This is a genomic window from Collimonas silvisoli, from assembly GCF_018305005.1.
In the GTDB taxonomy this organism is placed as follows: Bacteria; Pseudomonadota; Gammaproteobacteria; order Burkholderiales; family Burkholderiaceae_D; genus Collimonas; species Collimonas silvisoli.
This window is the reverse complement of sequence record NZ_JAGQEG010000037.1, coordinates 36,407-51,760: the sequence shown is the minus strand read 5'-3', so window position 1 is coordinate 51,760 and position 15,354 is coordinate 36,407. Positions and strand designations below refer to the sequence as shown.

At 57.2% G+C, this 15,354-nt stretch carries 16 protein-coding genes and 2 pseudogenes; 10 read left to right on the top strand and 8 right to left on the bottom strand.

The features are described 5' to 3' along the window. Positions 1 to 75: 75 nt before the first annotated feature. Together KHU33_RS26395 and KHU33_RS12180 are read left to right on the top strand one after the other, a co-directional pair. Positions 76 to 237, top strand: a pseudogene (locus KHU33_RS26395) (BrnT family toxin); the annotation flags it as partial. After that, entirely contained in the window at positions 221 to 499 is a 279-nt protein-coding gene (locus tag KHU33_RS12180; RefSeq protein ID WP_211463161.1) for a BrnA antitoxin family protein, read from the top strand. The pseudogene KHU33_RS26395 and the gene KHU33_RS12180, both read left to right, overlap by 17 nt. Before the next feature lie 95 nt (positions 500 to 594). Here KHU33_RS12180 and KHU33_RS12175 read toward each other — a convergent pair whose 3' ends face one another. Next, a complete protein-coding gene (locus KHU33_RS12175; protein WP_211463159.1) occupies positions 595 to 1,377 on the bottom strand; it encodes an SDR family NAD(P)-dependent oxidoreductase in 783 nt (260 codons plus the stop codon). Positions 1,378 to 1,475: 98 nt separating this feature from the next. Between KHU33_RS12175 and KHU33_RS12170 the strand changes: the two genes are divergently transcribed. Next, a complete protein-coding gene (locus KHU33_RS12170; RefSeq protein WP_211463157.1) occupies positions 1,476 to 1,778 on the top strand; it encodes a helix-turn-helix domain-containing protein in 303 nt (100 codons plus the stop codon). Between the two features lie 102 nt (positions 1,779 to 1,880). On the opposite strand, the gene KHU33_RS12165 is transcribed toward KHU33_RS12170, so the two are convergent. The 5 genes and pseudogenes from KHU33_RS12165 to KHU33_RS12145 all read right to left on the bottom strand — a co-directional run. Next, positions 1,881 to 2,300 carry a type II toxin-antitoxin system HicB family antitoxin gene (locus tag KHU33_RS12165; RefSeq protein WP_211463155.1) on the bottom strand — a complete coding sequence of 140 codons (420 nt, stop codon included), beginning with the start codon at positions 2,298 to 2,300 and terminating at the stop codon, positions 1,881 to 1,883. A gap of 60 nt (positions 2,301 to 2,360) precedes the next feature. After that, entirely contained in the window at positions 2,361 to 2,537 is a 177-nt protein-coding gene (locus tag KHU33_RS12160) for a type II toxin-antitoxin system HicA family toxin (protein WP_211463153.1), read from the bottom strand. Between the two features lie 446 nt (positions 2,538 to 2,983). Further along, on the bottom strand, positions 2,984 to 4,255 hold the full coding sequence (gene fahA, locus KHU33_RS12155; RefSeq protein WP_211463151.1) for a fumarylacetoacetase: 1,272 nt from the start codon (positions 4,253 to 4,255) through the stop codon (positions 2,984 to 2,986). A gap of 39 nt (positions 4,256 to 4,294) precedes the next feature. Beyond that, positions 4,295 to 5,599, bottom strand: a complete 1,305-nt coding sequence (hmgA, locus tag KHU33_RS12150) for a homogentisate 1,2-dioxygenase (protein ID WP_211463149.1) — start codon at positions 5,597 to 5,599, stop codon at positions 4,295 to 4,297. A 92-nt stretch (positions 5,600 to 5,691) separates the two neighbouring features. Then, positions 5,692 to 6,243: pseudogene (locus KHU33_RS12145) on the bottom strand (MFS transporter); the annotation flags it as partial. Positions 6,244 to 6,378: 135 nt separating this feature from the next. Between KHU33_RS12145 and KHU33_RS12140 the strand changes: the two are divergent. Further along, positions 6,379 to 7,275, top strand: a complete 897-nt coding sequence (locus KHU33_RS12140) for a LysR family transcriptional regulator (RefSeq protein WP_211463140.1) — start codon at positions 6,379 to 6,381, stop codon at positions 7,273 to 7,275. A gap of 75 nt (positions 7,276 to 7,350) precedes the next feature. Further along, the gene (locus KHU33_RS12135) at positions 7,351 to 7,680 is read left to right on the top strand and encodes a DMT family transporter (protein WP_211463138.1); all 330 of its coding nucleotides are present in this window, start codon (positions 7,351 to 7,353) and stop codon (positions 7,678 to 7,680) included. A gap of 13 nt (positions 7,681 to 7,693) precedes the next feature. Here the strand turns inward: KHU33_RS12135 and KHU33_RS12130 are convergent, their stop codons facing one another. Next, a complete protein-coding gene (locus KHU33_RS12130; protein ID WP_211463136.1) occupies positions 7,694 to 8,686 on the bottom strand; it encodes a serine/threonine protein kinase in 993 nt (330 codons plus the stop codon). A 275-nt stretch (positions 8,687 to 8,961) separates the two neighbouring features. On the opposite strand from KHU33_RS12130, the gene KHU33_RS12125 reads away from it, so the two are divergent. Next, on the top strand, positions 8,962 to 9,660 hold the full coding sequence (locus tag KHU33_RS12125; protein ID WP_211463134.1) for a UPF0149 family protein: 699 nt from the start codon (positions 8,962 to 8,964) through the stop codon (positions 9,658 to 9,660). Between the two features lie 49 nt (positions 9,661 to 9,709). Here KHU33_RS12125 and orn read toward each other — a convergent pair whose 3' ends face one another. Next, positions 9,710 to 10,327: an oligoribonuclease gene (gene orn, locus KHU33_RS12120; RefSeq protein WP_211463132.1), complete on the bottom strand. Its 618-nt coding sequence runs from the start codon at positions 10,325 to 10,327 to the stop codon at positions 9,710 to 9,712. Between the two features lie 211 nt (positions 10,328 to 10,538). Here orn and KHU33_RS12115 point away from each other — a divergent pair, with 211 nt between their 5' ends. From KHU33_RS12115 to argG, 4 genes are all read left to right on the top strand, one after another. Beyond that, on the top strand, positions 10,539 to 11,822 hold the full coding sequence (locus tag KHU33_RS12115; RefSeq protein WP_211463130.1) for a M48 family metallopeptidase: 1,284 nt from the start codon (positions 10,539 to 10,541) through the stop codon (positions 11,820 to 11,822). Beyond that, complete coding sequence (gene rsgA / locus KHU33_RS12110; protein ID WP_211463128.1) at positions 11,815 to 12,768, top strand: ribosome small subunit-dependent GTPase A; 954 nt, start codon at positions 11,815 to 11,817, stop codon at positions 12,766 to 12,768. The genes KHU33_RS12115 and rsgA overlap by 8 nt, the downstream gene beginning before the upstream one ends. A gap of 245 nt (positions 12,769 to 13,013) precedes the next feature. Beyond that, positions 13,014 to 13,931 carry an ornithine carbamoyltransferase gene (gene argF / locus KHU33_RS12105; protein ID WP_211463126.1) on the top strand — a complete coding sequence of 306 codons (918 nt, stop codon included), beginning with the start codon at positions 13,014 to 13,016 and terminating at the stop codon, positions 13,929 to 13,931. A gap of 74 nt (positions 13,932 to 14,005) precedes the next feature. Beyond that, a complete protein-coding gene (argG, locus tag KHU33_RS12100; RefSeq protein WP_211463124.1) occupies positions 14,006 to 15,340 on the top strand; it encodes an argininosuccinate synthase in 1,335 nt (444 codons plus the stop codon). Positions 15,341 to 15,354: the final 14 nt, after the last annotated feature.

The window sequence follows — 15,354 nt, the reverse complement described above, 5'->3', positions numbered from 1 at the left end:
CAAAATATTTATAAGCACGGCCTGTCATTGGCCAATGCCGCGAAGATTGATTAGGACAGCTGCCTTGTCTGGACGGATGAACGCAGAGCCTATGGCGAGACCCGTCAATGTGGCTTGGGAACAATTGGCAACCGAGTGTATTACGTTGCCTTTGTTGATCGCAACGAGATGCGTAGAGTTATCAGTTTGAGAAAGGCTAATTTAAGAGAGGTGAAATGCTATGTCGAACAAACGTAAAATTGTGATGCCCACAGCCGAAGAAGATGCGGCTATCACAGCTGCGGCATTGAGCGATCCTGATGCTTTGCCATTAACCGATACGCAACTGCGCCAATTGAAGCCGCTGCGCCCACGTGGCCGCCCGGCCGGAAGTGGCACAAAAATTCAGGTGACCATGCGCATTGATGAGGATGTGCTGGAAGCCTTCAAGACTGGCGGGGACGGCTGGCAAACCAGGATGAACGGTGCACTGCGTGAGTGGCTGCAAACGCACCGCTAAGTTGAATAGCTCTCAAACGGATCAATCTTCGCACCTAACACGGAGCGCAGCCTTTCCCGGAATAGACTGAAAACTTCCCAGATGTCGGTCCAGCCTTACCGACCGCCATACCCTGCGTCAATCACCAGCTCGCTGCCGCTGACAAAGCGGCTCGCGTCCGACACCAGATACAAGATCGCCGCCGCCACATCGGTCGCCGAACCACTCCCCCTCAGCATCTGCCGCTCGGCCCGGTCGGTCAGCATCTGCGTCAGTTCGCCAGCCTCTCGCATCGCTTCCGCCAGCTTAGGCGGGCGGAGGAAGCCGGGTTGAATAGAATTAATACGGATATTGCACGAGGCGTAGCGCTGGGCATTCAGCCCGGCCAGATGCAGTGCCTCTGTCGATGCCTCATCAGTCCGGTCTTGGCGGCCCTCGGCCAGGTTGTATAGCGACAGCACATTGACGATGGAGCCGCCGCCAACCCGCACCATCGCCGCCAGCACATGCTTGGTACAGACGATGCCGCCGTTGAGGTTGAGTTGCGCCGCCCTCTCCCATTGCCGTATCGGCAGCTCCGGCGCGGACGGATGATCGACATCGATGCCGGCGCTGTTGATCAGGATGTCGATGCGGCCGAAATGGGCCTCAACCGCAGCCATCGTTCGCTGCACCGCGTTGTTGTCGCTGACATCTAGTTGCCAGAAGCGGGCGCGGTCTTGAGCGCCGCCAAGCATTCTGGCGACAGCGCGACCTTCCTGCACGCGTGCGTCCAGAATCGCCAGCCGGGCGTCGGCGGCGGACAGAGCACCGGCGATATGCAAAGCCATGCCGCGTGCTGCGCCGGTGATTACGGCGACTTTGTTTTTGAGGGGGAAGTAAGCGTTGAGTTTGCTCATGCTGACAGCACCTTTGAAATGTTTGAAATCAAATACTAAGCATTCCTTAGTGTAACGTCAATCAAAAACTAAGACTATCTTAGTTTTTGAGGCACAGAATGTCGCTAGCAAAACGGCTAAAAGAGGCTAGGTTAGAGGCCGGCTTATCCCAAGAACGGCTAGGCGTAGTCGCGGGAATCGACGAGATGTCGGCAAGCGCCAGAATGAATCAGTATGAGCGCGGGAAACATGTCCCGGATCTTTCCATGGTGGAGCGTCTTGCTTCTGTACTGAATGTGCCGGCCGCATATTTCTATGCGGCGGATGATGATCTCGCCAAATTATTGATGATGTTTCATCGCTTGAAGCAAGCCGACAAAAAGCGCGTGCTCGCTGCAGTTGAAGATATTTACGACAATTAATTTTGATGCATAACAATGAGCAATCCGCTCGAATTGCTGATTGCATACTCCCCTATTTTTTCCAGTCCCGCACCGGCAACATCACAAATTTTTCGGATCAGATCAAGCCACGCTCAGCTCGATATGCTTGCCAAGGGCGCTCATTGCGTCGGAAATTCTATCGATCTTGGTCGTGTGGTGCAGGTCGATCAGGCGGTTCACTTCCTGCTTCGTTGTAGCCATGCGAAGAGCGAGGTCAGTCGGCCGTATTTGTTGGGCCAGCATTTCATTGAGCAGCAACACCTTGGCAGCCACACTAAGTGGCAACTGAATAAGCCGTTCCCCATTTTTTGCCTTTGAAGGTAACGGCACTTGGCGCTTATCCTCGAAATAGAAATCCATCGCAGTAAGAAGACCGTCGGCGGCCATTTCGAGGGCTTCGGCTTCTGTATCGCCTTGGGTGATTGCTTCCGGAATATCGCGAAAGGTTACAACAAAGCCGCCGGCTTCTTCGTCGGGTGTAAATGTCGCGGGGTATTTCATGGTCGCTCCTAATATTGGTGCGGTGAAGCAGTCCTGAGACTAGACCCTTTCGGGGCTATCTCACTTTAAGTTAAGTTGTTTTTTGATTCCTTCGACAGTCCCTTTTTTCATTTCCTTGCCAGGGTGCCTACCGATAATGGTTGCTTTGCCGTTGAGATAGACTTTTGTGTGACCTGCCCCCTCCTTAAAAGTCGCCCCCTGTTGCGTCAACCACCTAACAAATTCACTCTGTTTCACCGCGCATCCTTTGTCTCAGCGATTCCAATATAACCAAAATTGATTACCAAGACAATGGAATAAATAATCAATTTTGATTACCAAGCCACTTATCAAAGTGCTCAATGCTAATCATTTCTTAGCGAACATGAATAAAATATCGAGACTATTTTAGTGTTTAGAGTTAAGAATGTCGCCAGCAAAAAAGCTTAAAAGTGTGAGATTAGAGGGCGGTTTGTCCCAGGAACGACTAGCCGTAGTCGCGGGAATCGACGAGATGTCGACAAACGCCAAGATGAATCACAATGAGCAATTCGCTTGGAATTTCTCATCGAGACTACCACTACAAACTCTGTCATCCCCGCGAACGCGGGGATCCAAGTTGGTGATTAAAATGGATTCCCGCGTTCGCGGGAATGACGCAACAGGCTTTATTCGAGGTCGCCTTGAGCGCTTCCTTGTTTTTATCAGCCCCGCGCCGGCAATACCTTGCCGTTGACCACACCAAACCCCACGCGATAACCGTCGCCCTGGCACCAGCCCGTCATCCCCACTTCATCGCCATCCTGAATAAAACTGCGCTGGCTGCCATCCGCCAAGGTCAGCGGATTTTTTCCGTTCCATGTCAGCTCCAGCAAGCTGCCGAAAGCGTCCGGCGTGCTGCCGCTGATGGTGCCTGAACCCATCAAGTCGCCGATGCGGGTGTTGCAGCCGGATACCGTGTGGTGCGTCAATTGCTGCACCATGGTCCAGTACATGGCTTTGAAATTGGTGCGGCAGATGGTTTGTGCTGCGGCGCTTGCGCCGGGCTTGAGCGAGACTTCCAGCGTGATGTCGTAGCCGTTCTTGCCGCTTTGCTGCAAATACGGCAGCGGCTCCGGTTGTTGCGCCGGGCTGGCGACGCGGAACGGTTCGAGTGCGTCCATGGTGACTACCCAGGGCGAGATGGAGGTGGCAAACGATTTGCTGTTGAACGGGCCGAGCGGCACGTATTCCCACTGTTGCAGATCGCGGGCGCTCCAGTCGTTGAGCAGGACCATGCCGAAAATATGCTGTTCCGCGTTGGCGATATCGATTGGTTCGCCCAGTGCGTTCGGCTGGCCGATGATGAAGCCGGTTTCCAGTTCGAAATCGAGCTTGCGGCAAGCGCCAAAGACCGGTGCATCGGCGTCCGGCAGTTTCAACTGGCCGTTAGGACGCTGCACCGGCGTGCCGCTGACTACTACCGAACTGGCGCGGCCGTTGTAGCCGATCGGGATGTGCAGCCAGTTCGGCAGCAGCGCATTGGCCGGATCGCGGAACATGGAGCCGACATTGGTGGCGTGTTCTTTCGATGAGTAGAAATCGGTATAGCCTGGAATTTCCAGCGGCAGATGCAGGTTGGCTTGATCCTGGGCGACGAATACCTTGGCGCGCAGCGCCTGGTTATCGCGCAGTTGCAGATTGTCGTCGCGCAGCAGTTCGCTGATGGCGGCGCGGGTGCTGCGCCAAGTTGCGCGGCCCAGTGCGATGAACGGATTCAGGCTGGCCTGGCGGAATATCTCGGGGCTGACGTTCAGCAAACCGGCTTCGGCTAACGCAGCCAGGTCGACGATCTGATCGCCGATCGCGACGCCGACTCTTGGCGCGGGATTAGCGGCGTTGCTGAATACGCCGAAGGGCAAATTCTGGATAGGAAAATGCGACTCCGGCGGAGTCGGGATGAATGATTTCAGTGCGGGATCGTTAGCTTGCATCATGTCTTGTCTCTCATGTCTTATCTCTCATTTCTTGCTTCATTAGGGTTGACCGTTGAAATTCTTTTGCAGGCCGTGCCAGCACTGCAGATAGTCTTGTTGCAGATGCGGCGTCGCCAGTGCATAAGGCGTGGGATGAATCACGTAGCGGCTTTCAAACATGAAGGCCATTGTATTGTCGATGCGGTGCGGCGCCAATGCTGCATTGGATGCCTTGTCGAAAGTGGCGGCGTCCGGGCCGTGGCCGCTCATGCAATTGTGCAGGCTGCCGCCGCCGGGTGTGAAGCCGTCGGCCTTGGCGTCGTAGGCGCCTTCGATCAGCCCCATGTATTCGCTCATGATGTTGCGGTGGAACCATGGCGGCCGGAAGGTATGTTCGGCCACCATCCAGCGCGGCGGGAAAATCACGAAATCGACATTGGCGGTGCCGGCCGTATCCGAGGGCGAAGTCAGCACCGTGAAGATGGATGGATCGGGATGATCGTAGCTGACGGTGTTGATGGTGTTGAACAAGCTCAGATCGTATTTGTAGGGCACGTAATTGCCATGCCAGGCCACCACGTCCAGCGGCGAATGATCGATGCGCGCCGCCCATAGCTGGCCGCCGAATTTGGCCAGCAGCTGGAACTCTCCTTCGCGATCTTCATAGGCCGCTACCGGCGTCTGGAAATCGCGGGCATTGGCGAGGCCGTTGGCGCCGATCGGGCCCAGCTCCGGCAGTTGGAAAGCAGCGCCGTAGTTTTCGCAGATATAGCCGCGCGCGCTACCGTCCGGCAGTTCGATGCGGAAGCGCATGCCGCGTGGAATCACCACGATTTCGCCGGGCTTGACTTCCAGCACGCCGAGTTCGGTCCTGGCCAGCAAACGTCCTTGCTGCGGCACGATCAGCAATTCGCCGTCGGCATCGTAAAAGAAGCGGTCGTGCATGGAGCGGTTTGCCACGTACAGATGAATCGCAATCCCCACCTGGGCGGCAGCCTCGCCGTTGCCGGCGAAGGTGACAATGCCATCGATAAAATCGGTGGGCTGATCGTCGGCCGGGAGTGGCAGCGGATTCCAGCGCAGCTGGTCGGGCGGCGTATCGATCTGGGTGAACGGGCCGCTGGCCAGCAGAGGCTGCGGGGATTTTTCAAACGCATGGTGCATCGCGCCGGGCCGGATGCGATACAGCCAGGAACGCCGGTTGTGCGCGCGCGGCGCGGTAAATGCGGTGCCGGACAATTGTTCCGCATACAGGCCGTAGGGTGCTTTCTGCGGTGAATTCTGAGTGGCGGGCAAGGCGCCGGGCAAGGCTTCGCTGGCGAAGTCATTGCAGAATCCGGATTGATAACGGAGCATGTTTTCCATGGGTCTTATCCTTGGTTCAAGTTCTGATCTTAAGCTTAATGGGCAATGACGGCTTGCGCTTTGCTACGCTGAGAAGTCTCTTGCATCAACATCAGCATCACTGCCGATACCAGCGCCGGCACCGCGCCCAGGGTAAAGCCGCAGGAAACCAGCATCATCAAGGTGACCCGCTTGCGCACTGGACTGTATTCGCCGGCCAGCGCCATCGCGTTGGGCATGATCGCGCCCAGCCCGAGGCCGGTCACAAAACGCAAGACAATCAACTGCTGCACCGTGGCGGCCAGCGGCGTCAGCAGCATGCAGGCGGCGAAGAACAAGGTGGCGGCAATCAGCACCGGGCGGCGGCCGATGCGGTCGGCCAGGATGCTGAAACAGAGCGAACCCAGCAGCATGCCGAACAAGCCGGCGCCGAACACCGGCCCCAGGTTGGCTTTGGCGATGCCCCATTCCTGGATGATGGCGGGCGCCACATAACCCATGGCCTGGACGTCGAAGCCGTCGATAATCAGGCAGATGGCGCACAGGGTCAGCATGACGATCTGGAAGCCGCCGATGCGGCTGCGGTCGATCAGGGCTGGGATATCTATGGGGCTGCCGCTGTTCGTTCTATTTTTGCTATTTGTGCTATTCGTCCCAATGGCCATGCGTGTCTCCGGATAGATGTTGGCGTCGTATCAATACGATCTGGTTTGGGCATTATCATCCTTTTTAATATCCGGAAAAATAGGCAATAATTAAAATCATTTTTTAAGCAATCTAAACAATATAAAATCGTCACCATGGACCGGCTCGAATCGTTAAGGGTATTTTGCCAAGTGGTAGAACTGAACAGCTTCAGCCGCGCCGCTGAACAGCTGGAGATGTCGAACGCCACCATCACCAATCATATCGCCGCCCTGGAACGGCATTTCGGCGTGCGCCTGCTGAACCGCACCACCCGCAAGATTTCCCTGACCGACGACGGCCATAGCTGTTATCAGCGCGCCCAGCGCTTGCTGGGCGATATGACTGAACTGGAAGATGCGCTGCAGGGCCGGCGCGTAACGCCGCAGGGCATCTTGCGGGTCGACGTGCCGACCGTGATTGCGCGGATTTACCTGGCGCCGGCGCTGGCGCGCTTTGCGGCGCTGTATCCGGAACTGTCGATCAGGTTGAACGTGGGCGACCGCATGGTCGATATGGTGGAGGGGCGCGGCGATGTCTGGATCCGCATCGGCGAGCTGAAGGATTCCAGCATGGTGGCGCGGCGCATCTATCAGACCCGCAACCTGTGCTGCGCCTCGCCCGATTTTCTGGCGCGCCACGGAACTCCGCAGACGCCGCAGGAACTAAGCAACTTCCGTTGCCTGGCTTTCATTCACCCCAACAGCGGCCAGAATGTGCCGTGGACCTTCAGCAAAGGCAAGCAGCAGCTAAGCTGGGCGCCGCCCGGCAATATCGCCATCAACCACGCCGAAACGCTGATCCATGCAGCCGCCAGCGGCGCCGGCATCGTGCAGTTGCTGACGCTCTCGCTCAATCCGCAGATTCGCGACGGCCTCTTAGTACCGGTGCTGGCGGACTGGGCCACGCCGGGGCCGCCGGTCTCGGTGGTGTATCACCAGAGCCATCAGTTGTCGGCCAAGGTACGGGTATTTGTCGATTTCGTTACAGAGCTGTTTGCCGCTATCGATTAGAGTTTCGCTTGATATCGTTGCAAATCGCGTTGCACATCGTTGCATCCACGTTTTATTTTTCAGCCAGGAGAAGTCATGCATTGGGTCTATCTGTTGATCGCCATCGTTGCCGAAGTAATCGCCACCAGCGCCTTGAAAGCCAGCGCCGAATTCACGCGGCTGCTGCCGTCGATTGTGGTGGTGGCGGGTTATCTGACTGCTTTCTATTTCCTGTCGCTCACCTTGCGCACCTTGCCGGTAGCGATCGTGTACGCGATGTGGTCCGGCATCGGGATTGCGCTGATTGCCCTGGTCGGCTGGCTGGTCCTGAAGCAAAGCCTGGATGCGGCGGCGCTGGCCGGCATCGGCCTGATCGTCTCAGGCGTGCTGGTGCTGAACGTTTTCTCGAAATCAGTGGCGCATTAAAGCAACGCAGCTTTCATGACTGCCACAGCGGCGGCTCGTCCATCAGCGCGATTTGCTCGCGCAGTTCCAGCACCCGGTCCTGCCAGTAGCGCTGGGTGTTGAACCAGGGGAAGGCCACGGCGAAAGCCGGGTCGTCCCAGCGCCGCGCTATCCAGGCGGCGTAATGGATCAGACGCAGGGTACGCAGGGCTTCGATCAGGTACAGCTCGCGGGTATCGAAATCGCAGAAATCTTCGTAACCGGCCAGTAAAGAACCCATCTGCTGCACCATATCCCGGCGCTCGCCGGATAACAGCATCCACAGATCCTGCACCGCCGGCCCCATGCGGCTATCGTCGAAATCGACGAAGTGCGGGCCGGCGTCGGTCCACAATACATTGCTGCCGTGGCAATCGCCATGCAGGCGCAAGGCGCCGACGCTGCCGGCGCGCTCGAAACAACGGCGCACGCCTTGCAAGGCCTGGCTCACGGTGCTGCGATAAGCCTCCAGCAAATCCTCCGGCACAAAACCGTTGGCCAGCAGGAATGCGCTAGGTTCTTCGCCAAAACTGACGATATCCAGCGTCGGCCGGTGTTGATAATTGCTGAGCGCGCCGACTGCATGGATCCGGCCCAGGAAACGGCCCAGCCATTCCAGCGTGGCGCTGTCTTCCAGTTCCGGTGCGCGGCCGCCGTGGCGCGGAAATACGGCAAAACGAAAGCAGTCGAACTGATGCAGGGTGTTGCCGTCTTGCGTCGCCCATGCCGCCACCACCGGGATTTCCCGTTCGACCAGCTCCTGCACGAAACCGTGCTCTTCCAGGATGGCGGCGTCGCTCCAGCGTTGCGGCCGGTAGAATTTGGCCACCAGCGGCGGCCCTTGCTCCATGCCGATCTGGTACACACGGTTTTCATAGCTGTTGAGCGCCAGCAGGCGACCATCGCCGTGCAGGCCGATGCTATCGAGCGCGTCGAGTACGGTATCGGGGGTCAGGGAAGAGAATGATGCGGGGCTTGGAATCGTCATGTCGGCTATTGTAAGCGCCAGCGGCTTGCTTATAGCATCCTTATCAAATGCCAACTTGGCGTACAGCGCTCTGATGTTCATATAAGATAATCTGTTCCGGTGGTTGAGTAGCCAACTAAGTAGCCAGCCGAGCTCTGTATCGCTGCTCTGCCGCAGCTTAATGTAGACTTCCACAGGATAAATGATTGCCTGCAGACAAGCATTTCGAATATTTTGCTGTGCAAGCGCATTTCAATCGTAAAATCCGTATCCCCAAAATTTAAGCGGCCATCTCCATGAATCTCGACGAACCCCTCTCAGACAAAGAATTTGACGAATTGGACGATTTCTTGTTGTCCGATCGCTGTGCTGAAGACAGCATGACCATGGATACCCTGCACGGCTACCTGACGGCGCTGGTGGTTGGCCCGGAACAGGTTTTGCTGGGCGAATGGCTGCCGCATGTGTGGGGGCCGTCGCTGAAAGATGCGCCGAAATTCAAGTCTGACAAGGAATATGAAAAGATCGTCGGCCTGATTGCACGCTACATGAATGAAATCGCGGTCACGCTGGAAGTCGCGCCGAAAGAATACGAACCCCTGTTTTGCGAACATGAGCACGAAGGCAAGACCCTGCTCGACGGCGAAGCCTGGACCTGGGGTTTCTGGGAAGGCATCAACCTGCGCGCCAAAGCCTGGGAACCGATCTGGCACTCCAACCTGGCGACGGTGGTGCGGCCGATCTACTTGCTAGGCGCGGAAGAGTTGGAAGAAGAGGAAATGGCGCTGCGCGAAGATCCGGTGCAACGCCACAAGCTGGCGGTGGAAGTGGAAGCGGCTATTCCGGAAATCTACCGCTACTGGCTGCCGCATCGTAAATCGGCAGTCACCACGATCCAGCGCGACAAGCCGAAAGTCGGCCGCAATGACGAATGCATCTGCGGCAGCGGCAAGAAATTCAAGAAATGCTGCGGTATCGATTCCAGCGAAGACTGAGTAAGGGAGCCGGGGAATAATTGCGCAACGCACATCCCCCGGCGCGCCATCATTCCTTGATGAAATGCTCGCGGTAATAGCGCAGTTCTTCAATCGATTCGATGATGTCAGCCAACGCAGTATGCTTTTGATGCTTCTTGAAACCACTGGCCAGTTCAGGTTTCCAGCGGCGGCATAGTTCCTTCAAGGTGGATACATCCAGGTTGCGGTAGTGGAAAAACGCTTCCAGCTTGGGCATGCCGCGCGCCATGAAGCGGCGATCCTGGCAAATCGTGTTGCCGCACATGGGCGACTTGCCGTTCGGCACATATTTCTTCAGGAACTCGATCAAGGCCAGTTCGGCCTCGCTTTCGGTAACGGTCGAGTTTTTCACCTTTTCGATCAACCCGGAACGGCCGTGGGTACCCTTGTTCCAGGCATCCATGCCGTCCATGATCTCGTCCGGTTGGTGAATCGCAAACACCGGCCCTTCCGCCAGGATATTCAGTTGCGGATCGGTGATCACCACCGCGATTTCAATAATACGGTCGCTGTCCGGATTGAGCCCGGTCATTTCCATATCGACCCAGATCAGGTTGAATTCGTTAGGCCGCACCGGCGCCGCGGGGGTTGGCGCGGCTGCGGTGGTAGCAGCGGTGGCAGTAGATACATCGGCGGCTTGTGACATAATTGTTCTCTTAGTTAATTTAAGCGGTTTTTTGCGGTGTTTCTCTTGAAACTTGCCGCAAAGCGCCTCCAAGAACCGTAGCGAGCAGCCCAAGGTCTGGTTAAGAAGCGCAGCTGTACTTCGGTACAGCGAGCATCGCAGGCCAGAGATTGGGCAGCGCAGTAGGTTCTTGGGGGCGCCATCGGAAGGTATTTTCTCACATAGGGACTTCATGTCTTCATTTGCATTTTCAGTTTTGTTTGTAGTTTTCCTGGCGATCACCCTGGTCGTGCGCTTCTGGCTGAGTTCACGCCAGATCCGCCATGTGCTGGCTCACCGCAGCGCGGTGCCGGCCGAATTCGCCGAAAAAATCCCTTTGGCGGCGCATCAGCGTGCTGCCGACTACACCGTTGCCAAGACCAAATTCGGTCTGATTTCCATGTTTGTGAGCGCCGTCGTCCTGATCGGGTTCACGCTGCTGGGCGGTTTGCAGTGGCTTTCCAGCATCATATTCAACTGGGCCGGCCCCGGCATGGTCTATCAACTTAGCTTGCTGGTGGCGTTCGTCGCCATTTCCGGCGTGATCGACCTGCCTCTGGATTATTACAAACAGTTCGTGCTGGAGGCCCGTTTCGGTTTTAACAAGATGACGCTCCGGCTGTTTCTTACCGACATGCTGAAAAACACCTTGATCGGCGCCGCCATCGGCTTGCCGCTGATCTGGGTAGTATTGCTGTTGATGGCAAAATCGGGCGATCTCTGGTGGTTTTACGCCTGGCTGGTATTCAGCGTTTTCCAGCTGCTGATGCTGGTGCTCTACCCGACCGTGATCGCGCCGCTGTTCAATAAATTCACGCCGCTCACCGACGATAGCCTGCGCGACCGCATCGAAGGCTTGATGAAACGGGTCGGTTTCGCTTCCAAGGGTTTGTTCGTGATGGACGGCTCCAAGCGCAGCGCCCATGGCAATGCCTATTTCTCGGGCTTCGGCGCCGGCAAGCGGATTGTCTTTTTCGACACCCTGCTGGCGCGCCTGGCGCCGCATGAAATCGAAGCGGTGCTGGCGCATGAACTGGGCCATTTCAAGCTCAAACACATTGCCAAGCGCATCGTCGTGATGTTTGCGATTTCGCTGGCTTTCCTGGCTTTGCTCGGCTACCTGAAACAGCAACTCTGGTTTTACACCGGCCTCGGCGTCAACCCGCTGTTGCTGGCCGATCTCAGCAACAACGATGCAATGGCGCTGATCCTGTTCATGCTGGCGCTGCCGATCTTTACTTTCCTGCTGTCGCCGCTGGCGTCGATCAGCTCGCGCAAACACGAATTCGAAGCCGATGCCTTTGCCGCCCAATACACCGACGCCAACGATCTGGTGGCGGCGCTGGTCAAGCTGTATGAAGACAATGCCTCGACCCTGACGCCTGATCCTCTGCATTCGGCGTTCTACGATTCGCACCCGCCGGCCTCGGTGCGCATCAGTAAGTTGACAAATAAGTTGACGGCGGCCCATGGCTGATCACAACAAGCAGCACGGCAACCAGGCCGGCAGCGGCCTGGTGATTGCCGCTCACGGCCGCCACTATCTGGTGCAAGCCAGGATTGGGACGGAATCGCTGAAATTGCACTGCGTCACACGCGGCAAGAAAAGCGATGTTGCAGTCGGCGACCGGGTTCAGTTGAAGCTGACTTCGCCCAACCAGGGCGTGATCGAAGCCATCGATGAGCGCCGCAGCCTGCTGTATCGCTCCGATCAGTACAAATCCAAATTGCTGGCCGCCAACGTCACCCAGTTGTTCATCGTGGTGGCCACCGAACCGGGCTTTTCCGACGACCTGATTTCACGCGCGTTGGTGGCTGCCGAAGCCGCCGGCGTAACTGCCCACATCGTGCTGAACAAAACCGATATCGTCGACTCTCTGGCCAAAACCCGGCAGCGGCTGCAACTCTATGCCGGCCTGGGTTATCCGGTGCATGAGGTATCGGCACGGGCGTTTCCAGAACAAACCTGCGCCACGCTGGCGCCCTTGCTGGCGGGGCAATCGACCATCCTGATCGGCCAGTCCGGCATGGGGAAATCGTCGCTGATCAACCTGATCGTGCCGGACGCCGATATCGCCGTGCGCGAAATTTCCGCCGCTCTGGATACCGGCAAGCACACCACCACCTTCACCCGTCTGTACGAAATGGATGTGGACGATGTGAGCCTGGAAGGCCATCCAGCCAACATCATCGATTCGCCGGGATTCCAGGAATTCGGTTTGTACCAGCTGAGCGAAGGTATGCTGGAACGCGCCTTCAGCGAATTCACGCCCTACCTCGGGAAATGCAAGTTTTACAATTGCCATCATCTGACCGAGCCGAGCTGCGCCGTGCTGGAAGCGGTGAAGGAAAACAAGATAGCGCCGATGCGGCATCAGTTGTATGTGCAGTTGCTGCACGAATCGTCGCAGAAACTCTATTAAACTGCAGCAGATTGCGGCGTTTCTTGAAAAACGCCGCAATCCTTCGATTGACAAAACCACCATATTTTGACAAGTATCTTTTCTACTGAAATCCCTTATAATTGAAGCACTTATTTCATTTCTAAGCCAATCTCAGGCGCCCGGGATACGACTAGTCACCAACCAAGTCGGCAATACAGCGGTTGTTTTAAAAATGGAATTCCAACTATCGGCGGCAGTCGCCACAGCGGCCGCCGTTTTCATTTATGGCAATCAAACACTACCTGCAGTTTTCTGATTTTTCGCTGGACGAATACGAGTACGTAATTGAACGTAGCCGTCTCATCAAACGCAAATTCAAGAATTACGAACCGCACTACACGCTGCTCGACCGCACGCTGGTGATGGTGTTCGAGAAAAACTCGACCCGCACCCGTCTGTCGTTCGAAGCCGGCATGCATCAGCTGGGCGGCGCCGCCATCTACCTCAATACGCGCGACAGCCAGCTGGGACGCGGCGAGCCGGTGGAAGATGCGGCGCAGGTCATGTCGCGCATGTGCGACGTGATCATGATCCGCACCTTCGGCCAGGACATCATCGAACGCTTCGCCGCCCACTCGCGGGTGCCGGTAATCAACGGCCTGACCAATGAACAGCATCCTTGCCAGGTACTGGCCGACGTCTTCACCTACATCGAACATCGCGGTTCCATCGCCGGCAAGAAAGTGGCCTGGATCGGCGACGCCAACAACATGCTGTATTCGTGGCTGCAAGCGGCGCAGGTGTTCGGTTTCCATGTCAACGTCTCGACCCCCAAGGGCTACGATCTCGACCTCGCCCAGGTGGCTGCCGACAACCAGCGCTACACGCTGTTCGCCAACCCGTCCGACGCCTGCGAAGGGGTCGACCTGGTCACCACCGATGTCTGGACCAGCATGGGTTATGAAGACGAGAACGCCGCCCGCCTGAAAGCCTTCGACGGCTGGATCGTCGACCAGGCCAAGATGCAGCGCGCCCAGCCCGACGCCTTGTTCATGCACTGCCTGCCTGCGCATCGCGGCGAAGAAGTTTCGGCCGAAGTGATCGACGGCCCGCAATCGGTAGTCTGGGACGAAGCCGAGAACCGTTTGCATGTGCAAAAGGCTTTGCTGGAATATCTGGTGCTGGGCAAAGTCGATGAATAGTACAAAACAGCCGCTGTTTTGTAGCATTGTAAAAGCAGCACAACCCCAGTCACAACAACCCCAATAGAAATATCATGTCCAATATCCTGCAATCCGTTCCGGTCAACGAAAAAGTCGGCATCGCCTTCTCAGGCGGCCTCGATACCAGCGCTGCGCTGCACTGGATGCGCCAGAAAGGCGCCATTCCCTACGCTTATACAGCCAACCTGGGCCAGCCTGACGAGCCGGACTACGACGCCATCCCCAAAAAAGCCAAGGCCTACGGCGCTGAACTGGCGCGCCTGGTCGATTGCCGCGAACAGCTGGTGGCCGAAGGCATCGCCGCGCTGCAGAGCGGCGCCTTCCACATCTCCACCGCAGGCGTCACCTACTTCAACACCACGCCGCTCGGACGCGCCGTCACCGGCACCATGCTGGTGGCCGCCATGCGCGAAGACAAGGTCGATATCTGGGGCGACGGCAGCACCTTCAAGGGTAACGATATCGAGCGTTTCTACCGCTACGGCCTGCTGGTCAATCCCAATCTGCGGATCTACAAGCCCTGGCTCGATGACCGCTTCATCCAGGAATTGGGCGGCCGCAAGGAAATGTCGGAATTCATGATCGCATCGGGCTTCGATTACAAGATGTCGGTGGAAAAGGCCTATTCGACCGATTCCAACATGCTCGGCGCCACCCATGAAGCGAAAGACCTTGAGTACCTGAACAGCGGCATGAAGATCGTCGAACCGATCATGGGCGTCGCCTTCTGGCGCGACGATGTGGAAATCAAGCGCGAGGAAGTCACGGTGCGCTTTGAGGAAGGCCGTCCGGTCGCACTCAACGGCATCGTGTATGCCAACCCGGTCGACCTGATGATGGAAGCCAACCGCATCGGCGGACGCCACGGCCTGGGTATGAGCGACCAGATCGAAAACCGCATCATCGAAGCCAAGAGCCGCGGCATCTATGAAGCGCCGGGCCTGGCGCTGCTGTTCATCGCCTACGAGCGCCTGGTTACCGGCATCCATAACGAAGACACCATCGAGCAATATCGCGAAAGCGGCCGCCGCCTGGGCCGCCTGCTGTATCAAGGCCGCTGGTTCGACTCGCAGGCGATCATGCTGCGCGAGTCTGCGCAACGCTGGGTAGCGCGCGCCGTCACCGGCGAGGTCACGATCGAGCTGCGCCGCGGCAACGATTATTCGATCCTTAACACCGAGTCGGCCAACCTGACCTATCAGCCGGAACGCCTGACCATGGAAAAGGGCGAAGGCGCCTTCTCGCCGCAAGACCGTATCGGCCAACTGACCATGCGCAACCTCGACATCAGCGATACCCGCCAAAAGCTGGCGATCTATCAAAGCACCGGCCTGCTCGCATCCAGCAACGCCGTATCGCTGCCGCTGCTCGACAAAGACGCAGAATAACCTCACGCCAACCA

Bases quoted from the DNA above. Each gene is read 5' to 3' on its own strand.
- orn (WP_211463132.1), bottom strand. From the start codon at position 10,327: ATGTCACAAGCCGCCGATGTATCTACTGCCACCGCTGCTACCACCGCA.
- KHU33_RS12175 (WP_211463159.1), bottom strand. From the start codon at position 1,377: ATGAGCAAACTCAACGCTTACTTCCCCCTCAAAAACAAAGTCGCCGTA.
- fahA (WP_211463151.1), bottom strand. From the start codon at position 4,255: ATGATGCAAGCTAACGATCCCGCACTGAAATCATTCATCCCGACTCCG.
- KHU33_RS12140 (WP_211463140.1), top strand. From the start codon at position 6,379: ATGGACCGGCTCGAATCGTTAAGGGTATTTTGCCAAGTGGTAGAACTG.
- KHU33_RS12130 (WP_211463136.1), bottom strand. From the start codon at position 8,686: ATGACGATTCCAAGCCCCGCATCATTCTCTTCCCTGACCCCCGATACC.
- hmgA (WP_211463149.1), bottom strand. From the start codon at position 5,599: ATGGAAAACATGCTCCGTTATCAATCCGGATTCTGCAATGACTTCGCC.
- rsgA (WP_211463128.1), top strand. From the start codon at position 11,815: ATGGCTGATCACAACAAGCAGCACGGCAACCAGGCCGGCAGCGGCCTG.
- argG (WP_211463124.1), top strand. From the start codon at position 14,006: ATGTCCAATATCCTGCAATCCGTTCCGGTCAACGAAAAAGTCGGCATC.
- KHU33_RS12170 (WP_211463157.1), top strand. From the start codon at position 1,476: ATGTCGCTAGCAAAACGGCTAAAAGAGGCTAGGTTAGAGGCCGGCTTA.
- KHU33_RS12125 (WP_211463134.1), top strand. From the start codon at position 8,962: ATGAATCTCGACGAACCCCTCTCAGACAAAGAATTTGACGAATTGGAC.
- KHU33_RS12165 (WP_211463155.1), bottom strand. From the start codon at position 2,300: ATGAAATACCCCGCGACATTTACACCCGACGAAGAAGCCGGCGGCTTT.
- KHU33_RS12180 (WP_211463161.1), top strand. From the start codon at position 221: ATGTCGAACAAACGTAAAATTGTGATGCCCACAGCCGAAGAAGATGCG.
- KHU33_RS12115 (WP_211463130.1), top strand. From the start codon at position 10,539: ATGTCTTCATTTGCATTTTCAGTTTTGTTTGTAGTTTTCCTGGCGATC.
- argF (WP_211463126.1), top strand. From the start codon at position 13,014: ATGGCAATCAAACACTACCTGCAGTTTTCTGATTTTTCGCTGGACGAA.
- KHU33_RS12135 (WP_211463138.1), top strand. From the start codon at position 7,351: ATGCATTGGGTCTATCTGTTGATCGCCATCGTTGCCGAAGTAATCGCC.